The organism is Methanobacterium sp. (genome assembly GCA_016222945.1).
Lineage (GTDB): Archaea > Methanobacteriota > Methanobacteria > Methanobacteriales > Methanobacteriaceae > Methanobacterium_D.
On record JACRPY010000004.1, the window covers coordinates 320,157 to 339,299 of the forward strand.

At 31.7% G+C, this 19,143-nt stretch carries 21 protein-coding genes; 19 read left to right on the top strand and 2 right to left on the bottom strand.

The window, feature by feature from the left end:
* Positions 1–11 precede the first annotated feature (11 nt).
* The 12 genes from HZC47_07565 to HZC47_07620 all read left to right on the top strand — a co-directional run bounded on the left by HZC47_07565 (position 12) and on the right by HZC47_07620 (position 11,566).
* Positions 12–941, top strand: coding sequence for a carbohydrate kinase family protein (locus tag HZC47_07565; protein ID MBI5680731.1), 930 nt, complete (start codon positions 12–14; stop codon positions 939–941).
* A gap of 20 nt (positions 942–961) precedes the next feature.
* Entirely contained in the window at positions 962–1,723 is a 762-nt protein-coding gene (locus tag HZC47_07570) for a 4Fe-4S binding protein (GenBank protein MBI5680732.1), read from the top strand.
* Positions 1,713–2,348, top strand: coding sequence for a CBS domain-containing protein (locus HZC47_07575; protein ID MBI5680733.1), 636 nt, complete (start codon positions 1,713–1,715; stop codon positions 2,346–2,348). The genes HZC47_07570 and HZC47_07575 overlap by 11 nt, the downstream gene beginning before the upstream one ends.
* A 106-nt stretch (positions 2,349–2,454) precedes the next feature.
* Positions 2,455–3,942, top strand: coding sequence for an asparagine synthase (glutamine-hydrolyzing) (gene asnB, locus HZC47_07580; protein ID MBI5680734.1), 1,488 nt, complete (start codon positions 2,455–2,457; stop codon positions 3,940–3,942).
* Positions 3,943–3,956: 14 nt separating this feature from the next.
* Positions 3,957–4,175 carry an Asp-tRNA(Asn) amidotransferase subunit GatC gene (gatC, locus tag HZC47_07585; GenBank protein ID MBI5680735.1) on the top strand — a complete coding sequence of 73 codons (219 nt, stop codon included), beginning with the start codon at positions 3,957–3,959 and terminating at the stop codon, positions 4,173–4,175.
* 36 nt (positions 4,176–4,211) lie between these two features.
* Positions 4,212–4,700 (top strand): amino acid-binding protein, encoded by a 489-nt coding sequence (locus HZC47_07590; GenBank protein MBI5680736.1) that lies wholly within the window; start codon positions 4,212–4,214, stop codon positions 4,698–4,700.
* 184 nt (positions 4,701–4,884) lie between these two features.
* A complete protein-coding gene (locus HZC47_07595) occupies positions 4,885–5,904 on the top strand; it encodes a homoserine dehydrogenase (GenBank protein ID MBI5680737.1) in 1,020 nt (339 codons plus the stop codon).
* 21 nt (positions 5,905–5,925) lie between these two features.
* A complete protein-coding gene (locus HZC47_07600; GenBank protein ID MBI5680738.1) occupies positions 5,926–7,125 on the top strand; it encodes a cofactor-independent phosphoglycerate mutase in 1,200 nt (399 codons plus the stop codon).
* Between the two features lie 117 nt (positions 7,126–7,242).
* Entirely contained in the window at positions 7,243–8,850 is a 1,608-nt protein-coding gene (pyrG, locus tag HZC47_07605; protein MBI5680739.1) for a CTP synthase (glutamine hydrolyzing), read from the top strand.
* Between the two features lie 32 nt (positions 8,851–8,882).
* A complete protein-coding gene (locus tag HZC47_07610; protein ID MBI5680740.1) occupies positions 8,883–10,091 on the top strand; it encodes a hypothetical protein in 1,209 nt (402 codons plus the stop codon).
* Positions 10,092–10,196: 105 nt separating this feature from the next.
* A complete protein-coding gene (locus HZC47_07615; protein MBI5680741.1) occupies positions 10,197–10,622 on the top strand; it encodes a class III signal peptide-containing protein in 426 nt (141 codons plus the stop codon).
* A gap of 56 nt (positions 10,623–10,678) precedes the next feature.
* On the top strand, positions 10,679–11,566 hold the full coding sequence (locus HZC47_07620; protein MBI5680742.1) for a DUF2101 family protein: 888 nt from the start codon (positions 10,679–10,681) through the stop codon (positions 11,564–11,566).
* Positions 11,567–11,584: 18 nt separating this feature from the next.
* Here the strand turns inward: HZC47_07620 and HZC47_07625 are convergent, their stop codons facing one another.
* Complete coding sequence (locus HZC47_07625) at positions 11,585–11,995, bottom strand: hypothetical protein (protein ID MBI5680743.1); 411 nt, start codon at positions 11,993–11,995, stop codon at positions 11,585–11,587.
* A 195-nt stretch (positions 11,996–12,190) separates the two neighbouring features.
* Between HZC47_07625 and HZC47_07630 the strand changes: the two genes are divergently transcribed.
* The 7 genes from HZC47_07630 to HZC47_07660 are packed head-to-tail and all read left to right on the top strand — an operon-like array spanning position 12,191 to position 18,650.
* Positions 12,191–13,096, top strand: coding sequence for a hypothetical protein (locus HZC47_07630; GenBank protein ID MBI5680744.1), 906 nt, complete (start codon positions 12,191–12,193; stop codon positions 13,094–13,096).
* 4 nt (positions 13,097–13,100) lie between these two features.
* On the top strand, positions 13,101–15,161 hold the full coding sequence (locus HZC47_07635; GenBank protein ID MBI5680745.1) for a hypothetical protein: 2,061 nt from the start codon (positions 13,101–13,103) through the stop codon (positions 15,159–15,161).
* A 26-nt stretch (positions 15,162–15,187) separates the two neighbouring features.
* The gene (locus HZC47_07640; protein MBI5680746.1) at positions 15,188–16,243 is read left to right on the top strand and encodes a hypothetical protein; all 1,056 of its coding nucleotides are present in this window, start codon (positions 15,188–15,190) and stop codon (positions 16,241–16,243) included.
* Positions 16,244–16,672, top strand: a complete 429-nt coding sequence (locus HZC47_07645) for a hypothetical protein (GenBank protein ID MBI5680747.1) — start codon at positions 16,244–16,246, stop codon at positions 16,670–16,672.
* 38 nt (positions 16,673–16,710) lie between these two features.
* Positions 16,711–17,127, top strand: a complete 417-nt coding sequence (locus HZC47_07650) for a peptidase (GenBank protein MBI5680748.1) — start codon at positions 16,711–16,713, stop codon at positions 17,125–17,127.
* A gap of 29 nt (positions 17,128–17,156) precedes the next feature.
* A complete protein-coding gene (locus HZC47_07655; GenBank protein ID MBI5680749.1) occupies positions 17,157–17,954 on the top strand; it encodes a hypothetical protein in 798 nt (265 codons plus the stop codon).
* A 15-nt stretch (positions 17,955–17,969) separates the two neighbouring features.
* On the top strand, positions 17,970–18,650 hold the full coding sequence (locus HZC47_07660) for a TIGR00289 family protein (GenBank protein MBI5680750.1): 681 nt from the start codon (positions 17,970–17,972) through the stop codon (positions 18,648–18,650).
* An 87-nt stretch (positions 18,651–18,737) separates the two neighbouring features.
* On the opposite strand, the gene HZC47_07665 is transcribed toward HZC47_07660, so the two are convergent.
* Positions 18,738–19,118: a hypothetical protein gene (locus tag HZC47_07665; protein ID MBI5680751.1), complete on the bottom strand. Its 381-nt coding sequence runs from the start codon at positions 19,116–19,118 to the stop codon at positions 18,738–18,740.
* Between the last annotated feature and the right edge of the window lie 25 nt (positions 19,119–19,143).

Sequence of the window (19,143 nt, forward strand, 5' to 3'; positions counted from 1 at the left end):
AAGGTCTTCAAATGAAAAAAATAGATGTTATTGGCTTTGGGGCATTGAATGTCGATAAACTTTATAATGTTAATAAAATAGCATATAAAGATGAAGAAGCGTTTATAACAGATTTTAGCAAATTTTGTGGTGGATCTGCAGCAAATACAATTATTGGTCTATCAAAACTTCAAATTAAAACAGGATTTATAGGTAAAATTGCTGATGATCAAGATGGAAGGCTCCTACTGGAAAATCTCCAAAAAGAGAATGTAAATGTAGATGGAATCATTTTAAGTAAAAATGGTAGAAGTGGAAATGTCATAGGATTTGTAGATGAAGAGGGACAAAGAGCTTTATATGTAGATCCTGGAGTAAACGATTTAATAAAACCAGATGAAGTTAATTTAGATTATATAAATCAATCAAAGGTTCTGCACTTAACTTCATTTGTAGGGGGATCCATTAAAGTCCAGGAACAACTAATTAACGAAATTCCAGATAATATAACTGTCAGTATTGACCCTGGGAGAATTTATGCTGAAAGAGGCCTTAATTTCCTTAAAAATATATTAAATAGAACAAATATTATCCTTATTAATGAAGAAGAATTAAAACATTTAACTGGCAAAAAAAATAAAACATATAAAGAGGGAGCAGAAACTTTGCTTGAATGTGGTATTGACATTGTAGTAGTTAAAATGGGAGATAAAGGTTCTTATATCACAAATGGAATGGAAAGCTATTTAATAAATTCATTTAAAGTTAGTTGTGTTGATACAACTGGTGCAGGGGATGCATTTAATGCAGGATTCCTATATGGATTTATAAATGGTAAAAATATTGTAGAATCAGGTAATATTGGAAACTATGTTGCATCATGTTGTATACAGGAGTCTGGGGCAATAAATGGATTGCCAGAACTGTCAAAACTAAAAAATGAAATGGATAATATCATCTAAACCTATTAAAGGTGTAAATTATGGATATAACATTTAAAAAGGACAAGAAAGTACTGAAAGATGAAGTCATGCGTAAATCATTGGATTTAGATAACAATGAATTTAAACCAGAAATTGAGGAATGCCAACTGGAAGATAAATTCATAACGATCTCACCAGAGTGCGTAAGATGTAATTTATGTGTTGAGGAATGTCCAGTAAGCTCAATAGCAGAAGCAAAACCAACTAAACCTGCAAAAATACTTGAAAACTGTGTAAAATGCGAAATATGTGCCCAAACTTGTCCTGTAAAAAGTATAAATGTCATAGAGAGCACTGCATACGTCAATGAAGAAGATATTAAATATCACTTAAAAGATCTAAAAATACCTCATAGAACTCTCCAGATGAAAAACATTGATGTAAATGGAGAAAAATGCGAATCATGCAGAACATGTGTTAAATTTTGTCCAACAAATGCAATAAAAGTTGAAAATGGTGAAACAGCAGTAATAGATACGAGTGCATGTGTTGGATGTGGTGCATGTGTTAGTGTATGCCCTGAAAATGCAATAGCTCTTGAAAGAGAGCTAGGGCCTGTAATAAAGACAAAAGAACTATCTATTAATAGGGAAGCCTGTGTTTCATGCCAGGTTTGTGAGGAAAACTGTCCAGTGGGGGCAATTAGACTTGAAGAGGGCGAGATAGTATTTTTAGAGGATAAATGTATTTTATGTGATGTATGTTCAAATAAATGTCCTGTAGGTGCATTAAAACTTAAGAGGTTGTCCAATGAAAGTTAAAGAAATAATGGATAAGGAGTATATATACGTATCTCCTGATCAAGACATTGTAGAAGTATCTTTAAAGATGGAAAAGCATAAAAAGTTCACAACGCCAGTAGTAGATGATAATAAAATGTTAATAGGATGGATAACTTCTCTTGATGTTACCCGAGGATTTAGAGAAAATCAAAAGAAAGTTAAAGACATCATGCACTCTAAAGATTATATAGTACATGTCCATGAAGATGATCCTGCAAGATTGGCAGTTTTAGAGACTTCAAAGCATAAAGTAGTTAGCATACCAGTTTTAGATGATAACGATATAGTTGTGGGAGTTATAAGGACATTTGACATCGTTGAAACACTTTCCCATTTATATGACATCAAAGTCTATAAGATCTTTGAAGCAATGAACAAAGAACTTAAAGGAGTAAGCTGGGAAGAACTGATGGAAGCCGCTGCAATAATTACAAGAAGAAGAACAGGTAAAAGAATAAAACCAGAAGAATACGAGAAAAACATTAGAGAAGCAACATTTGGCGAAGCTATCTGGGCAACAGGCGGTCTTGAAAAATTCTTTGTAGGCCTTATAGCTATAGGGGAACTTGTAATTGCAAGAAAAGTAGCAAGAGCAAGACAATAACCTAAAATTCTCCTAATTTACTTTTATTTTTATATATTTAACTTCTTTTTGATTTTCAAACGATTATTTAATATAAATTATAGTTATATTTTACAGGGAAATTGACATGTGTGGGATTGCAGGAATTAATGGGAATAATATATCAGAAAAGCTTTATAACATGCTTATTTCAATGAAACATAGAGGTCCAGATGGATCTGGAGTTTTTGTTGACAATAGTGTAATATTCGGCGATTTAGATAAATTAGATGTTCCTGAAGGTTCATTTGGATTAGGGCATAATTTGCTTTCAATAGTAGGATGCCAGGGTTCACAGCCATTAACACATGATAAACTAGTATTAGTGTGTAATGGAGAAATATACAATTATAATAAACTTAAAAAGGGTTTTGAAGATGATTTTAAATCAGATTCTGATAGTGAAATAGTATTAATGCTTATAAAACAATTTTACAAAGATTCTATTTATGAAGCTGTACTAAAAACTGTTGAATATTTAGATGGGGATTATGCATTTGCAGTTTATGATGGAAAAGATTTTGCAGCAGTTCGAGATCCATTAGGTGTAAAAACTCTTTATTTTGGAGAAAATAAGGATCAAAACATTTTTGCATTTGCCTCTGAACGAAAAGCACTGTGGAATATAGGAATAAATGATGTGCAAACTTTATCTCCAACTTCAATGATATACAACAAAAAAATAATTAAATTTAACAATAAAATCAGCGAGATCATAACTACAAATAGCGATAATTCTGTTAATCATTATTTATCCAAAGATGAGCTAAAGAAACAACTTAAAACTAACTTAATAGCATCAGTTAAAAAAAGAGTTAAAGGGCTTTCTGAAGTAGGAATACTCTTTTCTGGAGGTATAGACAGCACAATAATTGCTAAAATTGTTTTGGATCTTGGAATTAAAACAACACTTTACAGTGTAGGGCATGAAAAGGCCATAGATCTTAAATTTTCAAAAGAAACTGCTTTAAAACTGAATCTCCCAATAAAAATAAAAACAGTAGATATAAAAGATGTTAAAAACTACTTAAATCCAGTATTGTATGCAATAGAAGAGTTCAACCTTATGAAAATAGGTGTAGGGATGCCGGCATATATTGCAGCAGAAATGGCACATGAAGATGGTTTAAAAGTCATGTTATCGGGTCAGGGTGCTGATGAACTATTTGGAGGATATAATCGCTATTTAAGAATATATAATGAAAAAGGGACCATAAAAAATGAAGATTTATGGGATGACATCTTAAATCTGTACCACGTGAATTTACAGCGTGATGATGCAGTTACAATGGCAAATAGTATTGAATTAAGAGTTCCATATCTTGATCTAGACATTATAAATACTGCAATGAATATACCTATGAAATATAAAATCAATGGAAAAGATGATAATTTAAGAAAATGTATCCTTAGAGAAGTTGGTACAGAACTGGGAGTACATGCTGAAATTGTTAAAAGACCTAAAAAAGCAGCTCAATATGGTTCTGGTATTCATAAGATGCTTAAAAAGATATTAAAGGAAGATCAATTTAAAAATCTTCCAGATAAATTTAATAAACATTATATTGTAAATTAGAGGGGAAATAATTTATGAAAATAGAAAAAGACGCAGAAGAAATATTAAAAAAATTCTCAAATGCCCTTGAAAACATTCCTGAACTTGAAGAAACTCATTACATAGTTGATAACGTTAATTTAACACGTCCTGATTCTGGAGAACCTAAAAATCCTGAAAAGATTTTAAGAAATGCAGATGTGGATGAAGATGGGAATATAATAGCAGAAAAAGGAAAATGGGTCAACAAATGATTATTAAGTTATTTCATACTATGTGGGGTAAATAAGATGAGAATGAATCTTGTTTTAGAATTATTAGATATTCCGGGCCAATTAATCGATGCATTAGAACCTATTGGTAGAATGGGAGCTAATATAGTAACAGTAATTCACCAAAGAGATGTAAAAACTGAAAGAGGTACAATACCTGTCCAGATCACGATAGAAGGGGATAAAGAAACACTGGATAAAGTTATCAATACTCTTTTAAGTCAAAATATCAATATAATGGAAGTTGATGATGTTTTAAGAAAAGAAAATATCAGAACGATTCTAATTGGAAACATAGTTGACAAAGACGTTAAAGATGTGTTAAACAGGCTCGGTGAACTTGAAAGTGTTAAAGTAGTGGATTTTAACTTAAAAATGTCAGATGATCCTGAAAAATCAGCTTCAAAAATCATTATTGAAGCAGATCACGGAAAAAGAAAAGATGTAATGAATAAAATAAAAGAAGTTGGAACTTCTAAAGGATTTTTAGTTATCAATGAGGTTTAATTCTTGTAATCCCTGTTGTTTTTGAATTTTGGAGGTTGAAGAAAATCTGTCAAAACTTACAGTTTTGGAGCCCTCGAAAACTTGTTTTCAGGGCAGAGAAACAAAGTTTCTCATGCACGAATCTTCGATTCGTAAGCTTTGATTTTCTGAACCACCAAAAATTCCCAATTTTTGGAGGAATTGAATGAAAATATGTATTTTAGGCTTTGGGGCTGTTGGAAAGGGAGTTGCTAAAGTAATTTCCATGAAAAAGAATTTTATTAAAGATAAATATGGATTAGATATCAAAATAGTGGCAGTTACAGATACTTCAGGAGCTGCAATTTCTAATAATGGATTAGATCCCGAATTACTACTTGAAATTAAAGAAAATACTGGTAAAATATCTAACTATCCAGAAAACGGTGTTACAGACATTACAAATATCACAGTATTAGAAACAGTTGAATATGACTGTCTTATTGAAGTTACTCCAACAGACATAGATGATGGAGAACCAGCAAAGACTCATATTTTAAAGGCAATAAACAATCAAAAGGATGTTGTAACTTCTAATAAAGGACCATTAGCATTAAATTATAAAGAATTAAATTCAGCTGCAAAAGATAACGATGTGCAACTTAAATTTGAAGCATCAGTAGGTGGAGCAATGCCTATTTTAAATTTTGCCCATGATACATTACCAAGCTGCGATATTAAATCAATTCTTGGAATACTAAATGGTACAACTAATTATATACTCTCAAGAATGGCTAAAGAAGGTTCAGCTTATGAACAAATTCTAAAAGAATCTCAAGAGCTGGGAATAGCCGAAACTAATCCTGCACAAGATGTTGAAGGTACAGATGCAGCTTGTAAGATAGTTATTCTTGCTAATTCAATAATGGGTAAAGATGTTAGCTTGAAAGATGTGGAAGTAACTGGAATATCAAAAATTACTCCAGAATCCATTTCTCTTGCTAAAAACGAGGGATATCTTATTAAATTGATTGCAGAAGCATCAGAAGATTCACTTGAAGTTTCACCACGACTTGTAAGGGAAGGATCTCCTTTTGCAGTAGATGGAACTATGAACGTGGCTACACTTAAAACAGACCTTGCTGAAGATGTCACTGTAGTTGGGAAAGGTGCAGGTTCAATTGAAACAGCATCAGCAATATTAAGTGACATTATAAGCATTTATAAAGCTAAAAAATCAGTATAACGTTAAATTTGGAGATTTTAAATGAAATATGTTGTAATAATAGGGGATGGAATGGCTGATTATCCTTTATCTCAATTAAATAACAAAACACCTCTTCAAGCATCTGTAATTCCTAATATGGATTATATAGCATCTAATGGTGTTAATGGAATGTTAAAAACTGTTCCCAATGGAATGGAACCTGGATCAGATGTTGCAAATCTTTCAATAATGGGATATGACCCTAAAAAATATTATACTGGTAGAGGTCCTCTTGAAGCTGCAAGTATTGGTGCTACTCTTCAGGAAGGCGAAGTTGCATTTAGATGTAATTTTATAACTCAAAAAGAAGGATTTTTAGCAGATTTTAATGCCAATCATATTTCTACAGAGGAATCTAAAGAATTAATAAATACTTTAAATCATGAATTTAAAGAAATTGGAAAATTCTATTTAGGTATAAGCTACAGAAATTTGTTTGTATTAAATAAAAAAGAATCTGCATCTTTAAAATCAATGCCACCCCATGATATTGTTGGAGAAAAGATTAAAGAAAATCTTTTAAAGCCATATTCTGATGAAAATGCTAAATTATTAAATAAAATAATGTTTAAATCTCAAAAAATTCTTGAAAACCATCCAGTAAACAAAAAAAGAGTTTTAAATGGAAAAAACCCTGCAAATATGATCTGGCTTTGGGGACAGGGTTTAAAACCAAAAATGCCATTATTTGCCGAAAAGTATGGGTTAAAAGGAGCTACAATAACTGGAGTGGACCTTATAAAAGGAATAGGTATTTATCTGGGACTTAATAATATTGATGTTCCAGGAGCAACAGGATATTTTGATACAAATTATGATGGAAAGGCAAATTATGCATTAAATGCGTTAAATAACCATGATTTAGTATTTATTCATGTAGAAGCTCCAGATGAAGCAGGTCATGCAGGAGATATTCAAGAAAAAATAAAAGCAATAGAAAATATTGATTCTAAAATTGTTGGAAAACTTCTGGATGAATTACCGGCTTTTGATGATTATGCTATATCCATATTACCAGATCATGCAACTCCTATTGAAGTAAAAACACATACAATGGACCCTATACCATATGCCATGTTTTCTACAAAAGGAGATAATGATGATGTGAGTCAATATAATGAATTTTCAGCTAAAATGGGATCTTTAGGTACAGTTGAAGGTCATAAGTTTATGAAAAATTTTTTAGAAAACATGATTTAAATTTTTTCATACATAATTTTTTATATAAAAATACAGTATAAATCGGTATATGTTTAATAATTTTAACTCGATTTTGAGTTTAATATTTAAAGGATAATAATGATTTTTGTTTAGGAGATGATTCATCTGTCAAAATATATAGTCGTAACAGGCGGGGTTGTAAGTTCAATAGGAAAAGGAATAACTGCAGCATCAATTGGAAGAATTTTAAGGTCTCATGGAATTGATGTAACAGCAATAAAGATAGATCCTTATTTAAACTGGGATTCAGGGACATTAAATCCTTATCAACATGGAGAAGTTTTTGTAACTGAAGATGGTATGGAAACAGACCTGGATTTAGGGCATTATGAGCGATTTTTAGACACTGAGCTTTCAGGTGATTCTAATATAACAACAGGAAAAGTATATTCATCAGTAATTGAAAAAGAAAGGAAAGGGGAGTATTTGGGCTCTTGTGTACAGATTATTCCCCATATAACAGATGAAATCAAATCAATGGTAAGAAAAATTGCAAATAAAACAGATGCTGACGTGGTTTTAGTTGAAGTTGGCGGAACTGTGGGAGATATAGAAAGCCAACCCTTTTTAGAAGCATTAAGACAATTACGTAATGAAGAAGGTCATGATAATGTAATGTTTGTCCATGTTACATATGTTCCTTACTTAAGAGCTGCTGGCGAATTTAAAACTAAACCAACACAGCACAGCACTAAAGAATTAAGGAGCACGGGTATAAATCCTGATATGATTATTTGCAGGTCTGAATTATCTATAGATAGTCCTTTAAAGCAGAAAATAGCTCATTTTTGTGATGTTGAAATTAATGCAGTAATTAATGCTCCAGATGTTCATTCAATATATGAAGTCCCATTAATTCTTAATGAAGAAAAAGTGGGAGAATATGTGCTTAAAAGAATAAAAATGGATGTAAATCACCCTGATCTTGGCCGTTGGAGTGAAATTGTAGAATCTCTCAAAAAAGAAGAGCCAAAAGTAAATATAGGAATTATAGGGAAGTATGTAGAACTTGAAGATGCTTACATAAGTATTAGGGAGTCTCTTAAACATGCAGCAGCAGAAATTGGAGTTAAGGTAAACATAGAATGGATAAGTGCCGAAGATTCCTTAGATATTAACAATCTTCAAGATTTGGATGCGCTTTTGATCCCTGGAGGATTTGGCGAAAGAGGTATTTCCGGAAAGTTAGATGCTGTTAGATATTCTATTGAGCACAAAGTTCCATTATTTGGAATTTGCTTGGGAATGCAATGCATGGTAATTGAATTAGCAAGAATAAATGGCTTTGATGATGCAAACAGTACTGAATTTGATTCTAAAACCAAAAATCCTGTAATAGATATCATGCCTGAACAAATAAAAATTAAATATATGGGTGGAACAATGAGACTTGGTTCATATCCATGTAAACTTAAAAAAGACACTTTAGCATATGATGCTTATCAAAAAAAGAATGTTGATGAAAGACACAGGCATAGATATGAATTTAACAATGATTATCGTGAATTTTTAGAAGAAAAAGGACTTATTATATCTGGAACTTCGCCAGATGATTATCTTGTTGAAATGGTAGAACTTGAGAATCATCCATGGTTTTTAGGATGTCAATTCCATCCAGAGTTTAAATCAAGACCAAATAATGCACATCCAATTTTTGTGTCATTTATGAAGGCTGCATTTGAAAATAGGAAAAATAAAAACTAATTAATTCAATTTAATACAATCAAGTGATTTTTATGACAGCTGATATACCCATACCTTTAATTTGTACAGTTATTGCATTGTTAGCATGCTTTTATGCAGGCTACACAGACCTAACAAGAGGAGTTGTCCGAAATAAACTTACTTTCTCTTTAATAGGCATTGGACTTATTTTAAATGCCATTTATGCAGTTATGATAGGTAAAATCTCATTCATTATAACATGTATACTTTTTACAGCAATTATCTATGCAATGGGTTATGCATTCTGGAGAATTAAAGCATGGGCTGGTGGAGATGCAAAATTATTTACAGGTTTAGCAGCTTTACTACCGTTTTACCCCCTACAGTTTTATCCCGCTATTTTAAGTTATAACCTATTTGGAGTAAATTTTCCAATTATTGCAGCATATGGATTCCCCTTTACATTAGTAATAAATAGTTTACTTTCAGTATTTCCATTCCTTTTAATTTATCTGTTATTTATAGTCATACGAAATAAACCAGAACTTTTAGATGAATTAGCAGCCCCAATCAAAGAATATAAGAAAAATATTGTATTAACGCTGATTATAACATCATCAGTAACATTAACACTATTTATAACGCTTTATTTCAATTTAACATCTTATTTAGGGTATCAACTAATCATCGTTTCATTGATTTTAATATATCTTTTAACTCTTGTAATTTCCAAAATGCCAAATAGGCTAAAAGCAGTTATAATATCTATTTTAATTGTTTTTGGATTATATAACAATTTAAATAACCTTATTTTGGCATTAAGCAGTATGGTTGTTTTATTTATAATAATAACACTTACAGGAATTCTTAGAAACCTTCTTTTTTCAGTAAATAAAAAAGCACTTCAAGATGATTATAAGACAGAAGACTTAAAAGAGGATATGATACTTGCCCATAGTCTTTATGAAGATGAAAATAGAGTATATTTTGATGATAAGTCCCTTATTGCTAAAGTTAAAGAATCTGTAGATAGTGGTGATCCTTTTGGTTTTATGAAACCTAAAGGCAAACTTTTAATAGGTTCAATGGCAGCAGGCTTAACTAATGAGGATATTAAACTTTTAAAGACATTATATACTGAAGATAAGATTAAAAATGAGATTAAAATTAAAAAAGGATTTCATTTTGTTCCATCAATGTTCATGGGTCTTGTAATATCTCTCTTTGTTGGAGATTTAGCTTTAATATTCCAAAAAATATTATTTGCAATATTTACTTAAATAAAAATAATTTTAGGATAATAAAAGCATATTTGAAAAATATGGTTCAATTATTTATATAAGATAGAAAAAACATAAAATATGAGTGATATGGAGTTTAAAAAAATGGATAATAGGGGACAAATTTCTGCAGAATATTTGTTACTAATTGTGGTAATTTTAATTGTTTTGACATCTGTCACATTACCACTTGTAGGAACAGCCATTAACAATAGTAATGATATTTCATGGTCTTCAGATGCAAAAATAGCCGTACAAACTATTGCAAATGCAGTAAACATAGTTTATGCTAATGGGCCTGGTTCTAAACAGACTAATGATGTATATATTCCCCAAACAATGGCACTTACTAATGCAGGAAATAGTGTTGTTTTAACTGTTACACTTTCTGATGGCAGTACCAAAACCATAACTGGAAATACTGGATACGCTTTAAGTGCAACTAATATTCCTCTTTCAAGGGGTTGGCATACAATACAAGTGTATTGGCCTCAGGGAACAAATGCTATAACTATAACTGCAATATCATAATCTGATTACCCAATAGAATGCAAATTAAATAGTATAATATCTTTTGAGGGATAAAAATGAAGATCTTTACAAAGGTAGGCGACTTAATAATTAAAATTTTTAATTTAATTGGAATGATCATATTAGCAATACCTAAAATTCCAAATAGGTTAAGAGGAATCAGCACAGCAGATATTAAAGATAAGGTTGATACTGACTCTATTAAAGAAAATATTTCTAAAATTAAAAATGATACCCGAATAAAAGAAGGAATTTCAAAAATCTCCACAAAGGAAACTCCTCAGACAAGTAAAATTATTGAAAAAGACGATGCTGGTGGCACAAAAGTTCCTAAATCACCTATTTCATCAGGTGAATTCACATCTGAAGAAAAAGAAAGAACAGTTTTCATACTTCAACTATTATCTGGTGGATTTTTAGTTGTATCTATGTTATATCTATTTAATTTCTTAATGTTCTTTTTATATGCTGTTTTTTCAATTATTTTAGTTGGAAGTACAATATATTTACTGTTTAATAAGGTTAAATTAATGTACACTGCTGATTTTAATGCATATCGTGACTTTTTTTTGATGTATACTGCTGTAGGGATAATATTAGTTTTAGTGGGAAGTAACCCTGCATTTGTCATGTCATTTTCATTTGAATTTTTACCATCACTGTCTATCCTTATTTTTGCATTAATAGCAGTTGTAGCCGTATTTTTAATTTTCAGAATAAGATATCATCGAAATTTCACTTATGGGACTGTAATTGAAACTGGTAAAAAAACTGCTTATGTAAAAGTAGAATATGATATATGTTCCAATGTGAAACCAGACATTTATGTTGTAGATAACAGTTTCGGTGCAAAAGATGGTGATACTGTCAAAGTACAGATAGAAGAGTCAATTATGAGTATGGGTGGAAATAAACCTTCTATGATAACTGAAACTTTAAAATAAAAAATTTATTATTTTTTTTTATACAATTGTAATGGAATATTGGTGCCTATTTGATACAACAACATCATCATAAGGATCTAATGTCCTAACGTCTATTGTGTACCCTAAATTTGCAACTGAATGTAATGCTCCATTAAATATTGTTAAATTAGCTGCTGGTTGGAGTGTTTTATCAACATTAATTTGGATTGTTAAGTTTTGACCAGAACCAAGTATTTGTACATCTGTAACTCTAAAGGGTTCTACGCTACGGTTTAAAAATACGAGGTCAGATATGGTGTTTGTAGCTCCATATCTTGCTGCTGCTGAAACACTGTTTAATTCCATGGCGTCTCCAATATAACCTGCAAAAACCAGTACTAAAATTAGCATAAATGCAATAATTAGAACGAATTCTATGGAAATTTGGCCTCGTTGATCCATTTTCATATTATTAATGTTTTTAGCTACTGAAGTATATTCTTTACTATTTTGATAATTAAATAATATTTTCTCATGTATATTTATTCACTTAAATAATAATTCTAAAGCATTTAATAAGATTTTCCAAACATATATAACTGTTATTGTGACAAATTATATATCAATTATAATAATATTCATTTAAGAAATGGGGATAAAATATTGGGATTTAGAAAGGACTCAGAAGGACAGATATTTTCTATAGATTTGCTACTTGCACTGATACCGCTAACTATTATAATAGGTATGGCTGCAGCAGATATGGATAATATACTATATTTAACTCAGGGAGCTGTTTTCCAGAGTTCTACTGATAGGGTAGCTGCAGATACCATCACTACACTTCTTGAAACTTCAGGAGATCCTGTTGATTGGGAATTAAATGGAACTCCAAGAATTCCTGGCCTTGCAAACTATGATACAGTGAAGAAATTACCAATAGAAGGCACGGTAGACCCGATTAAGCTCGCTGAGCTTAATCAAACACACATGGTTAGTCTTATAGGTGATTCTTATAATTATTTTTTGAATGTATCCAGGGTGGACACTGGAGTTAACATAAAAACTATTGGGACATATAACAGCAGTGCAAAAAATATTGTAAGATATGAACGTTTCATATTATATGGCTACTTAAACGTAGTTTCTTCTGCAAAGAATTTGATTAGATATAACCCTGGTCCTCCACGAGTTTATACTAGTCCGCCTAACCCCTTCCCAACAAATAAGAATTATCTTCAAGTCTTTGACTACTGGGTTTTAGTGGTTAATAAGGGATATAATTCAGCTACAGTTGAAATTAACAATAATAGGGTAATAGACCCCAGTGATTTTACGGGTCCTTCTACTCGTTTTGCCAATATAACAAAACCAGTTGATCCAACGTTCATGTTCAATCAGACTGATTTAATGAATAATACTGTAACTGTGAGGGGAACAAGTAATCCTTGGGACTCCATGGATGTTTATGTAATACAAGTTCCAAAAGGAACTCCTAAAAGTGATATAACTTTAGAAAATGTGGAACCAAAAAGATACAGGTTCCAACTATATTTATGGGTAAAGTGATAAAATGGATGATAAAGGGTTTATATTTACTACAGATGCAACTCTGGCCTTAGTTGTTTTCATGGTTTTTACAGCGTCTTTTATAACTTATCAGATAATGCCTAATTTTATGGGTGAGGACCATCAACATTTAGAAGCACTTGCAGACAGTGCTTTAGCTGTAATGGAACAAGATGGGACATTAAACGCTGCGTCAATTAATTACGCGGCAGGTAATCAATCTGGAGGTTCAGATATTTTAAATACCTCTCTATACACGATTTTACCTTCAGATGTTGGTTATAAACTGATATTAGGTTCAAATCCACCTGTATATAATGACAGAGGATTATTAAGTGCGACTGACACAGTTACAAGGGTTAGGGTTATATCCGGGCCTAAAGAAGGTTGGGTAGGACGTGCATGGTACAAATTAGAAGAAGTTGAATTTGAAAATCAAACCCAGAATGTAACCACAACTTTATGGAATTTCCACAACTGGCTTACTAATTTTAGTCCATGGAGCAATAACAATCATTTAGTTACTTATCCTTATTGGGGGGGAGGAAGCAACCCTCAAAACATCCAATTTTCTATACCAAATGGAGCTACTATTTTGGGAGGTAATTATCTGGTAGGTTCAGCTAATAGGGAGAGGAGAGGTAGGTCATATGGTGTAGATGTCCTTATTAATGGTATTCACCATGTAACTGCAAATACGAGCTTTACTTTCCTAAATTACATGCCTACAACAGATTTCAATCCAGAATATAACTTCCAGGGAAATATTCCTGCAGCAGAGCTAAATACTGGAGTAAATAATTTCAATGTTAATTTTAATACTAACACTCGAAGTACTCAGGACCTACCATGGTTTTCGATAATAGCTAATTACACTACTCAACTAGAGGTACCTAAAGGACTCATAACAACTAGAACTCCATTTAATAATGCAGCAGGCATGGCTGTACAAACTGCTCAAGATTTAGATGGTAATGGAGTTGCTAATGAGTTTGGAAGGATATATAACATTAATACAGGTACTGTAACTTCTTTTACTAATTTAAGGAGAACTTCGTGGAATAGTTTTTATAATTTAAATAGCCCAACTTTTGAAAATGGAGTTCCATTTGTTATGACCAATGTTCCCAATATAGGTACAACAACATGTGTGAGTGTTATTCAGGACATAAATATTCCTGCAAATTCGAGAATTTTTGATGGTTTTACTGTTGTAAATGCTTATGGGGCTGTTGACGGAGCCATGGTAGAAGTTTGGGACGGTACTCGGTGGAATACTGCATTTTATTCCTTTGGAACTTACAGTGGTGTTTCTAATGGTTATGGTAATACACCTGGAATAATATATATAAGAGATTTCCTTAATACTGGAAATAACAAAGTAAGAATAACAATTTGGGATGTTGTACCTGGAAATGATTACGATCTTGTAGGACTTCAAAGTTGTTACAGTACAGTTACCACATCACAATTACCAATTAAATGGGAAAACTTCCCTTATAATAGTTATCAGAGTACTAACAACCAAAGGACTCAAACACGTACTTTTACAGTAGGTCCTGAAGCCCAAAAGGTGTTATTGTTTGTTGGAGCAGGATTAGATACCAGAAATTTTGCTGTTGATTATGGTAATAGTACTACTTTATATAACAGTGCTGTAATTCCTTATTCACTGGATCTTTCAGCTTTAGATGCTGCAGGACCTCATGTATTTACAACAGGAACTCCTGGAAACTACACTTTAAAGAATGGAACATACACTTTAAGGGTTAATGTAACAGCTCCATCTAATGGTTGGGAATCAGGAGATAATAACGCAGAATTGTTTTCAGGAACAAGAATAGCTGTTATTTACCCTAAATTTTTAGAAAATGTTTGGAAAGAAGTATGGGGGACCAATGCCGCATATGCAGAGCAACAAGCTCTAATTGAATTGAATAACACTTTAAACAGAGCTTTTAATAATGGATCTTTTGATTATGGTCCATATATCAAAACAGAAGCTATTTATGCTGGTGATTTACCTAATGCTATTCCTGTAAGGCTGGAATTATGGAGAAAATAAAAAATTATTAAAAGGATGGCGTAAAAATGGATGAAAAAGGATATGCATTTACACCATTGGTATTTTTGCTTTTTATACCTATAATGATACTTGCTGTATCATATGGAAACATAGTTGAAGAAATAAACGCTATTTCTACTATTGCATTAGGAGGAGATGTAACACACGATACAGCAGTTAATATATATACTTCAATAGAAAAGGGTACTTCTGATGCAGGTAGAAACGGTGCTTATAACGCTACAAGGAAGGTAATAGACGAACGTAAGTTTTTAACCAACAGTACAAGTTATATCCGGAATGTTACGATTATTAACCTCAATGCGCATGTGACATCGACTTGTATGCAGCTGGAAAATGAGACTGGAAGGGAAATATACATAAACAATATTCCAATTACCAATTACACCAGAAGTACATTTAGTGCAAGTGATGTAACCATTAGCCAGGAAGATCCTTTTGGATTTTATGTGGATGTAAAAGCAGGAATACCTATTAAAGTTGTTCAAAGAGATCAGGTTTATGAGGGTGCAACACCTAAAATAAGAGTTTATGTTCCTATTGACAGATTAGAAGATCCATATATTTGGATTAACTCAAAAGAAAGGACAAGCAATGTTATTTATAAATACCCCTATCAAACATATACTCCTGTATTTGGGCTTGAATACCATTTCGCGGATGTTGTAGAACAAGGAAAACTACATTATTTATGGGAATGTCTTAATGGTACTGATGATGCAGATCCAGGTAAAATAACTCCTAGACCATATTATTTCCAGGATATACATGGACTGTCATTCTTTGATAGATTAGAAAATAAGACACCTGGCACTAGTACAAGCCTTATAAATACAAGAATGAGTACTTTTATACTGGGAGATCCGTTATATGAAGAACATGGGAGAGAGAGTGTGTCAAGAATAGATAATGAATATTTTGCAAATATAGGGGGGGGAACAATAGAAACAAAACATGGTTCTATTATAACTGCAATTCGGGATCCTGAGGGATCAATATTCTATCTTTCACCTCCTTACAAAACTTATTTAGGTTTAGCTGGTAGCCCATATAACTATTAAATGGTGATAACAATTTTCTCAGATAATAAAGGACAGGTAAGTGCAGAGCTAATACTGGTTACAGTAATCTTTCTAGTGATAGCATTGGGCTTCATTAATCTAGTAAGTAATGAAATGGGCAACACACAGACTGGAAAGCTTGGAGAAGCAAGAATGCTGGGCGAGAAAATAGCTGAAACAATAAACACAGTATATAAAAATGGGCCAGGATATTCCATTAATCTGGATTTACCTAATGCAGATGAACTTAATTTTACAGCCAAGGTGACCACGGTAAACAGTACGGGTTATTTAAACATGACATATGGAACTCGATCGATTCAAATAAAGTTAATTGCTAAAGATTATACACTTCCAATCAATTTGAATCCTGGCGAAAGGTATAAAGTATATAATGACAATGGTACAATAAGGTTTACAGCATTTTAATTAAACTGATATATTAAAGGTATTAAGGAGCTTATTTTATGGATTTAGAACCAGGCTGGGAAAAAAAAGCATTAATCGTGCTGGGTATAATAACAGTTATTATTGTAATTTATGCATTTAATCCTTTTGCAGGCACTCCCAATGTGCAAATTCAAAATCAGACACCAGAAACACCTGCAGTAACTCCGCCACCAGCAGTTGTAACTCCTAATAACACAACTGCAAACAGAACCAATGTCAATATAACCACAAATGGTACTGGAACATTTCAAATAACAGCAGAACAGGCTAAGAAGATAGCTGCTGAATCTGGATACATTACTGGAGAACCTATTAAAGGAATATATAATGTTATCAATGTTTGGATTGTTCCCTTAATGAAAAACAATAAAATAGTTAAAAACGTATACATTGATGCATCAAATGGAAATAAAGTTTTCATAGAAGTGAAATGACATAAAATTTATTTTAAGAGGAAAAAGCAATGGGAACAATCGAAGTATTAATAATGGTAGCCTTATTCATAGTGCTGATGGTATTTGTATTCTCAACAGCACTTTTAACACCTGTAATCGGTAAAAAAAATCTTATATTTGTACTAGGAATAGGATTTATCGTAGGGATAATTGGAGGTGCTTTTTTTATATCTCCAGTAGCCGATGATTTACCCAGTATTGCAAATTCTTTTTATCATTCTACTTCTGGTGATTTAGAAACCCTTAATATAGATATTTCAACAAATGTAGATATTAATCAGTATATAGCAAATCTTAAGAATGTTGATGGAGTAAAAAGTGTTGAAGTAAGCGGTATAACAGTTAAAACTGCTCAATTTTCTGATAAATGGAAGAATATACTTTCAAAACGTATAACTATTTCTAATAAGGACATAAAATCAGCTAAAGTTCTATCAAACGATAGTATTATGATTGAAATAAAAAGTGGGAGTGATCCTCAACTTACACTAAAAAAATTGAATGACTGGCTCATGCTTGTTGGCGGAATAGATTTAAAATATAGTCTAGTACACGCAACTGCAAAAGTAGAAACAGCAAAAGTTAACTCTGTTTCAAATTATATAACCAAAGATGCAGTGGTAACAAGTGTAGAAGGACCAACACAGGAGAAAATAAATTCTATAAATGCCATACTTCCTGATAAATACAATATTATTCTTATTTGTGGATTTATTGGATTTTTTGTAGGTTTAGCAGGTGTATTTATAGACACACTCATTGGATTTTTTGAAAATATCAAAAAGAAAATAGGTAAAAATGAATAAACATCAAGTGATCTTATGAAAACAGCGATTCTATATTCTGGAGGTAAAGATAGTACAATGGCTTTGTACAAGGCTATTGAAGAGGGTCATGAAGTAAAATATTTAATATCCCTTGTTTCTGATAACCCTAATTCTTACATGTTCCATGTTCCCAATATACATATAACAGACCTTTTGGCTGAAGCAGCAGAAATTCCCCTTATTAAGAAGGTAACAAAAGGGATTAAAGAAGAAGAATTAGGAGATTTAAACGAAGTTTTAAGTGATTTAAAGGATAAAGGAATAGAAGCAATATATTCTGGAGCTTTATTTTCTGTTTATCAAAAATCAAGGATAGATAAAATATGCAGAGATTTGAAACTTAAATCATGCGCTCCATTATGGCACATAGACCCCCTAGAATACATGGAAGAAATAATTGATCTGGGATTTGAAGTTATAATAACCAGCGTATCTGCAGAAGGCTTTGATGAATCATGGCTAGGTAGGAAAATTGATAGAAACGTTCTTGATGAAATTATTAATTTAAATAAAAAAAATGGAATTCATATAGGTTTTGAAGGTGGCGAAGCAGAAACACTGGTTTTAGATGGCCCTATATTCAATAAAAAAATTAAAATTATTGAATCTGAAAAGATTTGGGATAGAGATAATGGACATTACTTAATCAAGAAGGCTTTACTTGTAGATAAATGAAATAAGTATTTTTAATTCTTTTTTAGCTTTAATAATAATAATAATAATAATAATAATAATAATAATAATAATAATAATAATAATATTTTATTCTAATGCTGGAGCAATCCAGTCAATGAACTTTTCTACATTAGAAGTTCTAATTTCAACTTCAATTTCTCCCAGAGTAGAGTAGACTGTTTCTACAAAATTAGGCACCCCAACAAATGCTGCCTGTTTACTTAAACTAAACTGTATTTTATTTGTACCCATTCCTTTTAACATCATTTTTCTTGCAGCACCACGGATTTTCCTTTGAACTAATTCTTTATGGAAATTATTTATAGATTCACTTCCTCCCAAAATACTAACAAAATTTTCCTCTATTATGATCTCATCATAATCAAATAAGTTAGAAAGAGCCTTTATGACTTTATCAATGTCTTCTGTAGGATTTACATCACATTTAGCATATATTTCACATTTCATTATATTAAGCTCCAAAAAGCTATTA